The organism is Ereboglobus luteus, from assembly GCF_003096195.1.
GTDB lineage: Bacteria > Verrucomicrobiota > Verrucomicrobiia > Opitutales > Opitutaceae > Ereboglobus > Ereboglobus luteus.
Map to the genome: position 1 here is coordinate 3,055,678 of NZ_CP023004.1, position 14,427 is coordinate 3,070,104.

Consider the following 14,427-nt stretch of genomic DNA (forward strand, 5'->3'; position numbering starts at 1 on the left):
AACCCAAAATGAAATCAAAACACCTATCCAACTACCTTCTGACATTCGTGGTGTTTGCGGCGTCACTGATCTCTCCATTAAACGCGCAAAGCGAGGATGAGGCGGCATTGGCAAGAAAGATAGCCTCGGTTCGAGATGAGTTCAGCACGATGGATTTGGAATATTTTCTCGATGTTTATGTGGCTGGTAAATCGGACCATGAGTTTTTTTTCACTAATATTATAAATAAAAAATCGCCTTTGGTTAGACAGTGCAGAATAATCAAACAAACAAGCGACTGGCTGGAGCAGGTGAAGGCTTTTTCCTTGCGAGAGAATGACAAGATCACAGTTGGGAAAGTGAATTCTTTATTAAGGGAGATTGGCATGCTCAGAATTGAGCAGGTTGCCCGGGAGATAAAGGAAGACAATAATGTTAATTATCCAGTTTATACTGGATATTCACGCGAGATGTCAGGAGAGGATTACGACGCGACTATTAAACAATTGGATAAAAATTTAAAACGCGTTTTTAGGATAAAAAACACAAATAACAAAATTAATAATTTTTGGAATGTTTTTTTTGACATTAATAAAGAGAAAGAAGAGGTGAAAAAGCTGAATTTAGAGAATCCGCTTAATCCGGAAGGTATTCTGTTTGAACAGGGGAGGAAAGTCGATAGATTGAATGAGGTCGCATACGGCGAACTTAAGCGAGTTGATCGCATTCGCAGGTATAATTATATGACACTGAGCCTTCTTACGGGTGTTCCCTTTAAAGAATTTGACTTGTTGAGCAATTATATCAATGAAGGGAAAATGAAAATAGCGACAATGATCGCCAAATTGGACGAGCATGTGGTGTTTTGGGAGGATTTTGTCATGAGGTTGAATGATTTGAACGAAAATCCAACAGAAGAGAAAATACAAGAGTTCGCAGGATTAATAATTAAAAACCGAACCAATATTCATTCAAATTATCGGATTTTTTATATAAGATGGGTTGATGTATATAGGAATTGCGTTAAGCCAGTTGTTGAGGTCGTGACAAAAAAATATTCTAGGATTGATCTTAATGGTGATGCGATAAGGTGGTTCTGGATGTATGATAATTTCGTTAAGGGGCGTCCTCTGTCTAGCGCTGCCGCCAAAGACCGCTAGGGCATGAGTTTCGCAAGGCATCCGGTTTGCACCGGAACGGCGCACCAATTCATTTTCCCATTTAGTTCACCTTTGCCCCGGCAATGACTTCGACTTGGGGGAGTTTGGCGGCGGTGAGTTCGCAAGAGAGCATGGGGAAGGAGGAGGCGTGATATTCGGCGTGGATGAGCCGGTCGGCGAAACCGGGGTTGGCTCGACCGAGATTGTGTTTTTGCAAGAGCGTGACGGCGGCGGGCGAAAAGACGAAGCCGTTTTCAACGGACATGGCGGCGAGCGCGGAAATAGCCTCGGATTTTGGAAGTTTGTAATGATGCTGGAGCGCAAAATACGTTTTCGTGACAACCAGATCACTAACCGCGCAGTGCCCGCCAGAGTTGATAATGTCCATCACGCGGTTGATGGTTTTTTTGGCACGCGCCTCGGGCTCGCCGGTGATCAGGCGCAGGACGACCGAGGTATCACGACCAACGGTCGCTCATCGTTTGGCGCAACCCTGTTCAATGCTTTTTCGGACAGAGGCCATGTCGTGGCTGGCAACCTTCTCTGCGTAAGGGCGGGCGATGCCGAACCAAGCGGGCTGGGGGCGGGGCGCCGCTTCGGATGATGGCGAATCGGGCTCATCCAGCCATTCGGAAAACAAGCTTATCGCGATGGCCCTGACGGGTTTGCCGGTAAGCGCGCTTTTGGCTTTTACCCTGCGATACAGGTTGTCGGGAATATCAAGCGTGGCGTTCATTGAATACAGGTTGTTGTATTACAGGGTTTCCGTCGAGGTGCGAAAGATTGACGTCCTACGGGGAGAATTGCGGTTGGCATATCTGATCGGGCGTAAGGAATATGGCTGACTGGGGTTCGTTGGTGCAGGCCGATTGTCTTGCGCTGTGCGGTATGGCGCGATGGGGATCGTAAATTTTTTCAAAACATTATTTGCCAACCACACCAAGGCATTTCACATGTTTGGGGATGATCATCGGCATCCCCAAGGAAATCAAAAATGGAGAAACTCGCGTATCAGTAACGCCCGCGCTTGTCGCGCGGTGCGTCAGTCTCGGAGCCACGGTGCTCGTGCAGAAAGGCGCGGGAATGCCCGCCGGGTTTGCCGATGCCGAGTATGCCGCCTCCGGCGCGAAGATCGAATCGAAGGCGCGCACGATTTGGAAAAACGCCGAACTGATCGTGAAGGTGAAGGAGCCGCTCGAATCCGAATACGGACTGCTGCAAAACGGCCAGACACTTTTCACTTATCTGCACCTCGCCGCCGTGCCAGACCTTGCGAAGGTTTTGCTCAAGAAAAACGTGCTCGGCATCGCCTACGAAACCATCGAGGCGCGCGACGGCTCGCTGCCACTACTCAAGCCAATGTCGCAAATCGCGGGACGTCTTTCGCTCCAGATCGGCGCTTATTTTCTGCAAAGCCAGAATGGCGGCTCGGGGGTGTTGCTCGGCGGCGTGCCCGGCGTGAAATCGGGCGCGGTGGCGATTGTCGGCGCGGGCAACTCCGGCGCGCACGCGTGCCGCATCGCCGCGGGCATGGGCGCGCGCGTCACGATTCTCGACCTCGACACGCGCAAGCTCGACATGATCGACGACCTGTATCGCGGCGCCGTCACCACGCTTGCGGCGAATCCCGCCAATATCGAGGCCGCCGTGGCCAACGCGGACCTCGTTGTCGGCGCGGTGCTGATTCCGGGGGCGAAAGCCCCGGTTGTCGTCACCCGTCAAATGGTGCGGCAAATGCGTCCCGGCAGCGTGCTTGTTGACATTGCGGTCGATCAAGGCGGCTGCATGGAAACGATCCGCCCGACATCGCACGAATCGCCCACCTACAAGCGCGACGGAGTCGTGCACTATGCGGTGCCGAACATGCCGGCGATGGTCGGGCGCACCTCGACAATCGCGCTCACGCAGGCGACGGAGCCGTTCCTTGTGCGCTTTATCGAAAAAGGCGTGAAGTCCGCGATCGAGGAAACTCAAGGCCTCGCCAAGGGCGTCAACACGCGCGACGGCAAAATCGTGAACACGGCCGTCGCGAAAGCGCTTGGATACGCCTGATAAACCAGTCCGTTTTTCCAACCCCCGCAAATCCTGCTCATCCCGCCCGCAATTCCATTCAACGATGGTTTGAGCGGCATGAGTGTCTTGTCCGTGGGAACGGATGTAACGTTACACGAGTTTTGCTTTGCCGTTTTATTGCGCGTGTCCACAGGATTTCCTGAAAGGCTTGAACGTTCCCCGACATGAAAAAAAACGACATATTGAAGGCCGGCGTCATCGCCCTTGCGGCTCCCTTGTTTACGCAGGCCGGTGCGACTGTGAAAAACATTGTTGTGATTCTGGCCGACGATCTCGGCGTCAAGGATCTCGGTTGTTATAACAAGGGCACTTTTTATGAGACTCCAAATTTGGACAGGCTTGCCGCGCAGGGCGTTCGCTTCACCAATGGTTATGCGTCCTGTCCCGTGTGCAGTCCCTCGCGGTTCGGTCTGATGACCGGGCGCTATGCCACGCGCGCCGACGCCACCGACTGGTTTGGCGCGAAGCGCGGCGGCAGATTTCAACCGGCGCAAATGATTCATCACATGCCGCTGGAGGAGGTCACCCTGGCCGGGCGTTTGCGCGAAACGGGTTACCAGACGTTTTTTGTCGGCAAATGGCATTTGGGGGAGGATGAAAAATACTGGCCCGAGCACCGGGGGTTCGACACCAATGTTGCGGGTTGGATGCGGGGAAGTCCCGGGAGCTATTTTTCCCCTTACAAAAATCCGCGCCTGCCCGACGGCCCCGCTGGAGAATTTCTCACGGACAGGCTTGCGAGCGAAAGCATCGCGCTTTTGCGGAGCAGGGACAAGACGCGTCCTTTTTTGCTGTATCATAGTTTTTACCAAGTGCACACGCCGCTGAGGGCTCCGGCCGAGTTGATTGAAAAATACAAGGCAAAGGCGGAAAAACTCGGTCTTGATCGCGGGGAAGATTTTGGCGAGGAGGAGCAATCCTGGCAGCGCGCCCAGCCGCGTCGCGTGCGCATTCGGCAAAACCATGCCGTCTATGCGGCCATGGTGGAGAGCATGGACACCGCGGTTGGGCGGATTCTGGACGAGCTCGGCAAACAGGGCCTTCTGGAAAACACCCTTGTTATTTTCACATCCGACAACGGCGGGTTGAGCACCAGTGAAGGCCACCCCACATGCAATTTGCCTTATCGCGGAGGCAAGGGCTGGATGTATGAAGGCGGGTTGCGCGTGCCGTATATTGCGAGACTTCCCGGAGCGGCGCGCGACGGGCGCGTATGCGACACGCCGGTGTGCGGCATCGATTTGCTGCCAACCACGCTTGCATTTGCCGGCGCGGCGTTGCCGGCGAATCGCGAGATCGACGGTGTCAACTTGATGCCCCTGTTGGAAAAAAATGAAGCGCCGGAACGGGATGCGCTTTACTGGCATTATCCCCACTACGGCAATCAAGGCGGGTTTCCCTCCTCGGCCATTCGCATGGGCGATTGGAAACTGATAGAGCGGTTGGAGGACGGGCGAGTGCACTTGTATAATTTGCGCGCGGACATCGGCGAAAAACGCGATCTGGCTTCGCGGGAACCCGAGCGTGTCGCCGAAATGCGTGCGAAACTTCATGCTTGGTATAAACAAACCGGGGCGCGTTTCTTGGAACCCAAGCCCGGCGGTCCGGTTCCTTGGCGGCCTGATGATAAATGATAATAAACATCAGGCGACATTTCCGCACTGTTGAAAAGCAGCGGTAACACGAAACCAAATGATATGTCGGCGATACCGGACGTCTGTCGCGATATTCCCTTCGCGCACATTTCGAAATGTCGCCTTTATACAGCTCGCTTGGCATTGGTGGATTTTTTGCAATGATTCCGGCCATGCGTATTCGAATTACCCTTTTCATCATCGCTTTGGTTGCGCTCGTTTCCGGCGGGTTTGGCTTGCAATCCGCAGTCAACGCCCAGGTTGCCTGGCCCGAAGTCACTCGCGAGGCGAAGCCTTGGACGCGTTGGTGGTGGCTTGGCAATGCGGTTGACGAACAAAACCTCTCGCGAGAACTCAAGCTTTTCGCCGAGGCGGGACTCGGGGGCGTGGAGATCACGCCGATTTATGGCGCGAAGGGCTATGAGGAGCGTTTCATTCCGTTTCTCTCGGAGCGTTACATCGAGGTGCTCGGCCACACAATCAACGAGGCAAACAAACTCGGACTTTCGGTTGACATGGCCACGGGCACGGGATGGCCGTTCGGCGGTCCGCAGGTGCGCGACGAGGACGCCGAACTCAAAATCGCGTTTGATGCCGAGCGGAAGTTTGCGCCCGTTCCCACAAACTTTCGCGTGAAGCGCGCCGCGCCGGGAGGCGAGGGCTTGGTGATCAATCCTTACTCGGCCGATGCGCTCGCGCGCTATCTCGCGCCGATTTCGGACGCGCTGGCGAAGCTGCCCGAGGGCGCGCGCGTGCACGGGCAACTTCATGATTCATTTCAATACAAGGCAAACTGGGCGAACGAGCTTCCCGCGGCGTTTGAAAAAATGCACGGCTACAAACTTGCCGATCATTCCGCGCTTCTCTCCACGCGCGGCGCCGGCATTTCCGCGCTTTCGCCCGGGGACGCCGACAAGCTCGCGCGCATTAAATCCGATTACCGCGAAACGCTTGCCTCGTTGCACATGGATTTCGTTCGCGAGTGGGTGAAGTGGACGCATGGCGTCGGCGGAATCGCGCGCGAGCAGGCCCACGGCGCGCCGGCCAACCTGATCGACCTTTATGCGCTCGCCGATATTCCCGAAACGGAAATCTACGGTTCGTCGGTGTTTCCCATTCCCTATTATCGCAATTCCGACGCGACCGGACGCCGTGAGTCGCCGCACCCGCTTGTCAACCGCTTCGCGTCATCCGCGGCGCACCTTGTCGGGAAGAATCTCGTCTCTGCGGAAACATTCACCTGGACTCGCGAGCATTTTCACGGGTCGCCCGCGGCGCTGAAACCCGAGCTTGATCAACTTTTTCTCACAGGCGTGAACCATGTTTTTTATCATGGCGCGGCTTACAGCCCCGCGGACGTGCCGTGGCCGGGCTGGCTCTTCTACGCCTCGACGCAATACAATCCGCGCAATCCGCTCTGGCCCGCGTTCACCGCGTTCAACACTTACATCACCCGCGTGCAATCCTTCCTGCAAATGGGGCGGCATGATAACGACATGCTCATCTACTGGCCCGTTCACGATCTCTGGCATCGCGCCGCTGGCTGGAATCGCAACTTCGGCGTGCACGGCAGGGGCTGGATGCTCGACTCGCCGACCGAGGAAATCGCGCGCGTCCTCGTTGCGCAGGGGCGCCAGTTCGATTTTGTATCCGACGATCAACTACAAAAAGCGGTGGCCGACAAAACACGCCGCGCCTTGGTCACCGAAAGCGGGGCGGCCTACAAGCAACTTGTCGTTCCGCCGGTCACGCACATGCCCGTGGAAACCTTTGCCGCCATCATACGGCTCGTCGAAGCCGGCGCGCAGGTGACCTTCATGAAGGACATCCCTCGCGATGTTCCCGGTTTTGCCCGCGTTGAGGAGCGTCGCGCCAGACTCAGCCAGATGCAGTTTGGGTTTCCCTCCTCGTTCAATCCCCGCGCGCCGCTCACCCCCGTGCGCACCATGCGCGGCACCTTTCACGTCATGTCAATGGAGGCGCTCGAGAAAATGCCCGCGCCGTTTGCAAACCAAGGCCTCGGCATGGTGCGTCGCAAATATGACGGCGGCGAAATCTACTTCCTCACCAACCTCACAGGAAAAGCGTTTGACGACATGGTCACGCTGAAGCTCGGACGGCTTCCCTCGCCATCCGAGGCCGAAAATGAAGTCGCCACAATTCACGATCCGCGCACGGGCACCATCGGCATGGCCGACCTTCATCGTGTTTCCGGAAAAATTCCGCGCACGGAAATACGCCTTCAGCTCGCGCCCGGCGAAAGCCTCATCGTCAAGGTTGCCCGCGACGGCGCGCGCACCCGCCTCTGGAAATACGCCAAGCCCGCGGGAATCCCCGTGACGATTTCTGACGACCTCGAATGGCGCGTCACGTTCACGGAAGGCGCGCCCGCGATTCCGCCAGCCTATGTCACTCGCGAACTCAAGTCGTGGCCGGAGCAGGGGGGGGAGGCCGGGCGCTACGCGGGCACGGCGCGCTACGAAACGACATTCACGCTGCCCGAGGGCGCGAAATATGACGAATGGCAGCTCGATCTCGGGGATGTGCGCGAGGTGGCGCGTGTTTTTGTCAACGGCAATGAAGTCGATTATCTTTGGTGCCTGCCGTTTCGCACACGCGTGGGCAAACATTTGAAGCCCGGTGAAAACACGCTCGCAATCGAGGTCACAAATCTCGCGGCAAACCGCATCCGCGACATGGATGTGCGTGGCGAACAATGGAAAAATTTCCATGAAATCAATTTTGTGAACGTCCACTACAAGCCGCTCGACGCCTCGAAGTGGCCGCTGCAACCCTCCGGCCTTCTCGGCCCCGTGACGCTCACTCCTTTGAAATTGGAGTGAGATGCGGCGACGCCGCGCGTCATGCCGCGTTCCGAAATATGGACGCCGGTTGATGCGTTCCAAATTGATGGGCAGCGCCTTGCCGCTTGTTTGCTGGACCGCGACTTTCGAGTTGGCGCAAGTGCGGCCGACTCGAAGTTTGGAATGCCGAAGGGGCGGAGCGCCGAGACTTATCTTGCGCGCGGAACGATTACCACAGGGCAGGTTGCCTTGCGCAGGACGGTTTGCGTGGTGCTGCCGATGAGCAGGTCGTAGAAGGCAGTGTGGCCGTGCGAGCCCATCACGATATAATCGGCCTTGTGTGTCTGCGCTTCCGCGAGAATCCCGGTTTGGGCGGGCCCGCTGATTTGCACGGTTTGCACGTGTTGCATGCCGCGGGATTTCAGTTCTTCGCTGATTTCGGCGAGGCGGCGCGTGGCGTGTTTTTCACTGGAGGCGATGGTTTCCTGGAAGTTTTCCATCGTGAGACCATAGTCGCTCGTGATGATCAGTGGTTGCACGACATGGAGCAAAACAATGCGCGCGTTCATGGCGGAGGCGAGGGTGGTCGCCGCTTCGATAACCCCTTTCGTGGCTTTCGAGAAGTCGATTGGAACGAGTATCGTTTTCATGGCGATTTCAGGATACGCGGGATTTGTGTTTTGGCCATGACGAAATGATGTTTTCGGAACAAAAAAATGAAAAACACGGGTGTTTCGGATGCGGGTTTTGTTGCGCGTCATTTGACGTTCGTTTTCTGCCTGCGCGACGAGTTTACCCCCTGATGCGGGGCGTGTATGTTGGCTCTGCATCATGCGACGTCTTCATGGCGGCAGTGGCTCGCTTGTAGTCCAAATATTTTGAGGCCATTAAAATGACATGGACATAGCCCGTGTTTTTGAGCAAAACATAGGCCTGTTCCTCAATGATATGAATTCCCCATACACTCTCGGCAGTTGTGCTAGGTTTATCTTAGGAGTGGTTCTCCTTTTTGGCCTCGCTTCTTTTTCACCTGCCGTTGCTCAGACTAGGCTCGGCATCAAGGCTGCGCCCAATGCTACGAATGGCGAGATCGTTGAGCTGCCGCGCTACACCGTCACTGATTCGCGCATCCTTCCGCCGCCCGAATCTTGGCGCCATGCCACGTTACCCGGCTACGAAATTCTCTCCAATGCCCGCGATTTCACCACTCAAAGTTTTCTGAAGGATTTTCAGCAACTCCAAACCGCCATCGGAATTGTATGGCCGACGCTGGTAGACAACAGAGCCAACATTCCCACTCTGATAATCCTTTGCGCGCGGGGAAACTCCTTTCAACAATTCGTTCCGGAGGATGCCGATCCCAGCGTTTTTATCACACGCACCAGCTTATTTGTGGAGGACAAGGAGCGCGGGGCCATTGTAATCGACTTTACCATGCAGGAAGTGTTCGAAGACCAAATACTTGAAGATAGCGAGGGACAGAAAATTTCCGCAATGAGCGATCCTTATGGTGAGTTTTACCGCCAATACTCGCGGTTTCTTATGCGCCATGCAAACGGCGGCGTGCCTCTCCCTGAATGGTTGGAGGAGGGCTTATCCCGTCTTTTCACCACGCTCGATTTTCGCAAAAAATGGATCGAATTTGGAAAAGTGGAGCACGGCTTTAGTCAAGCTGTAGCATCCAGTCTCGAACCGGGCGGCGGATGGATTCCTGACGGCACAGAAGATCTCAATGAAATCGATGCTGGGGGTGGTTGGTGGAATGCCACTCCGCATTCGCCAGCCGCTAATATTGGGGGCAGGCCCGAAGGTGGTCGAACCACAACCAAGAGCAGGAGGGAGCGGCACGGCGCCATCTTTTCATTCGACAAAATGTTCGATTACGAAAAAGGGAAATCGATAACACTCAATCAAAGTCGCTGGAGCAACCAGTGTTTCGCTTTTGTTCACATGTGCATTTACGGGTTGGAGAAAAAATATCAAAAACAATTTATCAAATTTGCGCTACGCGCGTGCAAGGGGCCGGTGGGCGAAAATGATTTCAAGGAATGCTTCAACCGCAGCTATGAGCAGATGGCCACCATGTTGAGCATGCATGTGGATACGCTCGCGCAACAATCGGTTCTGTTCAAGGTCAAGCGAGGAATGGAGGGATTGCCTGATCCAATGCCGGTCGAATTGCGCGAAGCCACGCAGGCCGAGATCGGGCGCATCAAGGGCGAGGCGCTTCGCCTTGCCGGGCATGCAGATGCCTCGCGCGAGGCGTTTATCGTCCCCTACCTGCGTCAGGAGCGTGACGCAGGGTTGCTTGCCTCGCTTGGTTTGCTCGAATCGCTTGAGCAACGCGACGCGCGTGCGCGCAAATTCCTCGAGGCCGCGGCCAAGGAAAACGTCGTGCGTCCGCGTGCTTATGTGGAGCTTGCGCGCCTGCGGCTGAACGAGGCGCTGGCCGCCCCGGCGGGGGCCAACGGCAGGCTTAGCGCGACGCAAACCGCCAGCGTGCTCGAGCCGCTTTTCACGGCGCGCACGCAGCCGCCGCCGATGGAGGATGTGTATTCGCTCATTGGATACACGTGGATGTGCAGCGACGCGACGCCCAAGGAGTCCCATCTCGAGGTGTTGCTCGAGGGCGCGTTAATATTCCCCGGGAGCGCGCGTATCATGCATCATGCCGCCACACTCTACGCGCTCCACGGCAGCAACAAGACTCTGGCGAAATCACTTGTCGACATGGGCGTCAGGATATCGCCCGACCAGGAAACGCGGGAAAGTTTCGAATCACTTCGCGGCAGGTTGAATTAGACTCGGCGGCGGTGGGGCAAATTTCAAAAGATGCGCCACCTTTTTTCATTATCAGGTTTGCTCTAAAGATTCCTTCTCCATTCAATGGATCCTCTCTGCATCAAATCCATTCACGGTATCGGATTTATCCTTGGTCTGGCCTTGGTTCTCAGCTTGGCCGTGCATACGAGCGCCAGTGCGCAAAGGGGGCTCAACATCAAGGCTGCGCCCGATGGCGAAATTGTCGAGCTGCCGCGCTATACCGTCACTGATTCGCGCATCCTTCCGCCGCCCGAATCTTGGCGCCATGCCACGTTGCCCGGCTATGAAATTCTTTCCAATGCATCCAGCCGCGCCACGCGCAGGTTTTTGGAGGATTTCCAGCAACTCCAGAAAGCTGTTCAGATTGTCTGGCCCACGCTAGTCGATAATAAAATCAATATTCCTACGCTCATCATCATTTGCGGAAAGGGAAATTCCTTCGCCCCTTTTGCGGAAAAAGCGAAGGAGGCTGGTGTTTTCATCACACCGACAAGTCTTTTTGTGGAGGACAGGGAGCGCGGGGCCATTGTCATTGATTTCTTTTTGCAAGAAATGACTGAAAGTGGGGTGTTCTCATCGCTCAACGATCCCTCACTTGCAGGGATGTTTGGCGACTCTGTCGATGAACCAGTCGGCATCCTGGCCGAAGAGACAACAAATGGTTCCTCCGCATCGGGTATTGACCCTTACCAAGAGTTTTACCGCCAGTATGCGCGATTCCTCATGCGTCGCGCCAACAACAATAAACCGATTCCTCCGTGGCTTGAAGAGGGGCTTTCCCGGCTTTTCGCAACACTTGATGTGAGGAAAAAGGCCATTGAGTTCGGACGTGTTGAATATTTTGGCGGAGGAAAGATATTCAGCATGGGCGCGATGGCGGGGGATGGCGCAGCGGAGAGGGAGGCGTTCACTCCCGTTTTTGTTGCATTCGGCCACCTCGACTCTTTGAGCGAAATCATCGACTATGACCCCGAGGGTGATATGCCGCGTCCTTCTGACTGGGGCGATGCCAGTTTCGCCTTCGTTCACATGTGTCTTTATGGTCATAAAAAAAAATACCAGAAGGCGTTTCTCACTTTTTCCCGGCGCGCGATGACCGGCCCTGTGACGGAGGACGATTTCAAGGAATGTTTTGGTCGCACATACAAACAAATGACCATGATGCTGCGCGGGTATGTTGATGCCTCCGACCATGGTTCCATTCTGTTCAAGGCGAAGAAAGGCACGGATGGATTGGGCGACCCTCCTCCTATTGAAATTCGCGAGGCCACGCAGGCCGAGATTGGGCGCATCAAGGGTGAGGCGCTTCGTTTGGCCAACAACATGGAAGCCTCGCGCGAGGCATTCATCATTCCCTACCTGCGCCAGGAGCGTGACGCAGGGTTGCTTGCCTCGCTTGGTTTGCTCGAATCGCTTGAGCAACGCGACGCGCGCGCGCGCAAATTCCTCGAAGCCGCGGCCAAGGAAAACGTTGTGCGTCCGCGTGCTTATGTGGAGCTTGCGCGCCTGCGGCTGAACGAGGCGCTGGCCGCCCCGGCGGGGGCCAACGGCAGGCTTAGCGCGGCGCAAACTGCCAGCGTGCTTGATCCTCTGTTTACGGCCCGCAATCAGCCGCCGCCGATGGAGGATGTGTATTCGCTCATTGGATACACGTGGATGTGCAGCGACGCGACGCCCAAGGAGTCCCATCTCGAGGTGTTGCTCGAGGGCGCGTTAATATTCCCCAGGAGCGCGCGCATCATGCATCATGCCGCCACACTCTACGCTCTCCACGGCAGCAACAAGACCCTGGCGAAATCGCTTGTCGACATGGGAGTCAGGATATCGCCCGATCAGGAAACGCGGGAAAGTTTCGAATCACTTCGCGGCAGGTTGGAGCAGGAGCATGTTCAGGCTGCAAATTGATGAGGCATTTCTCCGCTTGTCTGATTCCGCGGAAGCGGCAACATGCTGTGCTTTCAACCTTATTCCCCTCGCATGCACATGAACAAAATCATTCCGGCACTCCTGTTGTTTTTCGCTTCGCATATCGCCTTGGCGGACAATCTGTATATTGCGTCGTTTAACATTCGCACCGACGCCGCCTCCGATTATAAAAAATTCGACGGCTGGTCGCAGCGCGTTCCCGTCATTTCCAGTCTCATCCGTTTTCACGATTTTGATTTTGTCGGCACGCAGGAGGTGAAACCCAACCAGCTCGCGGACATGCTCAAGCTCATGCCGGAATACGCACACATCGGCGTCGGCCGCGACGATGGCACGGAGAAGGGCGAGCACTGCGCCCTGTTTTATAAAAAGGACAAATACACGCTGCTCGAGCAGGATACTTTCTGGCTTTCCGAAACCCCCGGCATCGCCGGAAGCAAGGGCTGGGACGCCCGATACGCGCGCATTTGCACCTGGGGTAAATTCCAGTCCAAAACCGGTGCGAAGCAAACCGTGTATATCTTCAACCTGCACATGGACCACAAGGGCGTGCAGGCGCGCGAGGAGAGCGCAAAGCTCGTGCTCAAAATGATGAAATCGATCGCCGGTAAATCGCCCGCCCTCATCATGGGCGACTTCAACGTGACGCAAATAAGCGCCCCCTATGCCGTTCTCGCAAAGTCGAATTACGTGACCGATTGTTTCGACGCCGCGCCGATTAAGCACCTCCCCAACGGCACCTTCAACGGTTTCAACGTAAACCGTCGCACCGACGAACGCATCGATCATATTTTTGTGACAAAACAATTCACCGTCGAGCGCTACGCGATTCTAGGTGAATGTTATTGGATTCCGGTTCCCAAGGAGTTGATGAAGGAGGGCGACACCGAAAAATCGCTTGCGAAAAAAGGCCTGCCCAAGCTCCCGTCCGATCACTTCCCCGTCGCGGTTAAGGTGCGCTTGGCCGAGTAATCTTTCGACGCGCCTGGCGCTTCCAGTCGCCGGCGCGTTTTGAAAATCTTACTGCCTTCCTGGCGTTAACTTCTGGTTGTCTTCACACCCGTATTTTGCGCTGTTCAGCGGGGGCGGGTGCGGGCAAGTTACGCATATGCGCTTCAATATTATTTCCCGAATTGGTTTATTCTTCGCATTGGCAATCAGCGGTGTTGTCGGCACTGCTCTGGCAGAAACTCCGTTGCGAGTGGTCAGCTACAACATCCATGCCGGGCGGGGAATGGACAAGCAGCTCGACTTGGCGCGCATCGCCGGGGTTTTGCGGCAGCTTAATGCCGACGTAATCTTGTTGCAGGAAGTGGATGTGCGCACCAAGCGTTCGGGCGGCGTTGACCAGGCGACGGAATTGGGGCGGATGCTGGGAATGCGCTCCTATTTCGCGAAGGCCATGAGTTATGGCGGCGGCGAATACGGAAACGCGGTTTTGTCGAAACTGCCGTTTGCGCACACGTCCACGCTGGCGCTTGTGGGCGGGGTCGAGCCGCGCTCGGCGGGAATCGTGGAAATCGTGCTGCCCCGAATCGGCGCGAAGGATGCGGCGGCAGCGAACAATGGATTTCGGGTCATGTTGGTGAGCGTGCATCTGGATCACAAAAAAAAGGAAACGCAGATGGAGCATGCGAAACTGATTTCGACGGAAGTGGCGCGCCTGATGGATAAGAACTCATCGGTGGTGGCAATCTGGGGCGGAGATTTCAACGCGAGGGAAACCTCGCCGATTTGGGATGCGCTAGGAAAGGAACACAACTGGTCGATGCCTAAAAAACACGAAACGGCGAAAGCAACATTCCCTTCTCACAATCCAAAATCGGAAATTGACTGGTTCTTATACCGGACGCGCGGAACAAAAAAAACGACACTTGCGGTGCGGGAATACAAGGCGGTCTCAGAGCCTATGGCCTCGGATCATTGTCCCGTGGTGTTTGCCGTGGAGCTGCGCGACGGGCGGTAAGGCGCCCGGCCTTGGGTGCGCCGCGATTGGAATCAATTTCCTCATAACTCGACTTGCTTCGA

At 55.6% G+C, this 14,427-nt stretch carries 11 protein-coding genes; 8 read left to right on the plus strand and 3 right to left on the minus strand.

From position 1 onward, the window contains the following. The first annotated feature begins 8 nt into the window (after nucleotides 1-8). Entirely contained in the window at nucleotides 9-1,139 is a 1,131-nt protein-coding gene (locus CKA38_RS11105; RefSeq protein WP_152032823.1) for a hypothetical protein, read from the plus strand. A gap of 61 nt (nucleotides 1,140-1,200) precedes the next feature. Here CKA38_RS11105 and CKA38_RS11110 read toward each other — a convergent pair whose 3' ends face one another. Together CKA38_RS11110 and CKA38_RS11115 are read right to left on the minus strand one after the other, a co-directional pair. Next, complete coding sequence (locus CKA38_RS11110) at nucleotides 1,201-1,527, minus strand: PIN domain-containing protein (RefSeq protein WP_108825541.1); 327 nt, start codon at nucleotides 1,525-1,527, stop codon at nucleotides 1,201-1,203. Nucleotides 1,528-1,614: 87 nt separating this feature from the next. Next, entirely contained in the window at nucleotides 1,615-1,875 is a 261-nt protein-coding gene (locus CKA38_RS11115) for a hypothetical protein (RefSeq protein WP_108825542.1), read from the minus strand. Nucleotides 1,876-2,102: 227 nt separating this feature from the next. Here CKA38_RS11115 and ald point away from each other — a divergent pair, with 227 nt between their 5' ends. From ald to CKA38_RS11130, 3 genes are all read left to right on the plus strand, one after another. Then, complete coding sequence (gene ald, locus CKA38_RS11120; protein ID WP_108825543.1) at nucleotides 2,103-3,191, plus strand: alanine dehydrogenase; 1,089 nt, start codon at nucleotides 2,103-2,105, stop codon at nucleotides 3,189-3,191. 185 nt (nucleotides 3,192-3,376) lie between these two features. Further along, nucleotides 3,377-4,846 (plus strand): sulfatase, encoded by a 1,470-nt coding sequence (locus tag CKA38_RS11125; protein ID WP_202863895.1) that lies wholly within the window; start codon nucleotides 3,377-3,379, stop codon nucleotides 4,844-4,846. A 173-nt stretch (nucleotides 4,847-5,019) separates the two neighbouring features. After that, on the plus strand, nucleotides 5,020-7,689 hold the full coding sequence (locus tag CKA38_RS11130; RefSeq protein ID WP_161554864.1) for a glycosyl hydrolase: 2,670 nt from the start codon (nucleotides 5,020-5,022) through the stop codon (nucleotides 7,687-7,689). A 170-nt stretch (nucleotides 7,690-7,859) separates the two neighbouring features. Here the strand turns inward: CKA38_RS11130 and CKA38_RS11135 are convergent, their stop codons facing one another. Then, nucleotides 7,860-8,300 carry a universal stress protein gene (locus CKA38_RS11135; protein ID WP_161554865.1) on the minus strand — a complete coding sequence of 147 codons (441 nt, stop codon included), beginning with the start codon at nucleotides 8,298-8,300 and terminating at the stop codon, nucleotides 7,860-7,862. A gap of 247 nt (nucleotides 8,301-8,547) precedes the next feature. Between CKA38_RS11135 and CKA38_RS11140 the strand changes: the two genes are divergently transcribed. From CKA38_RS11140 to CKA38_RS11155, 4 genes are all read left to right on the plus strand, one after another. Further along, nucleotides 8,548-10,452 carry a hypothetical protein gene (locus CKA38_RS11140; protein WP_152032824.1) on the plus strand — a complete coding sequence of 635 codons (1,905 nt, stop codon included), beginning with the start codon at nucleotides 8,548-8,550 and terminating at the stop codon, nucleotides 10,450-10,452. An 84-nt stretch (nucleotides 10,453-10,536) separates the two neighbouring features. Further along, on the plus strand, nucleotides 10,537-12,378 hold the full coding sequence (locus CKA38_RS11145; RefSeq protein WP_108825547.1) for a hypothetical protein: 1,842 nt from the start codon (nucleotides 10,537-10,539) through the stop codon (nucleotides 12,376-12,378). Between the two features lie 78 nt (nucleotides 12,379-12,456). Further along, entirely contained in the window at nucleotides 12,457-13,371 is a 915-nt protein-coding gene (locus CKA38_RS11150) for an endonuclease/exonuclease/phosphatase family protein (RefSeq protein ID WP_108826549.1), read from the plus strand. A gap of 76 nt (nucleotides 13,372-13,447) precedes the next feature. Then, nucleotides 13,448-14,365 carry an endonuclease/exonuclease/phosphatase family protein gene (locus CKA38_RS11155; protein ID WP_152032825.1) on the plus strand — a complete coding sequence of 306 codons (918 nt, stop codon included), beginning with the start codon at nucleotides 13,448-13,450 and terminating at the stop codon, nucleotides 14,363-14,365. The last annotated feature ends 62 nt before the right edge of the window (nucleotides 14,366-14,427 follow it).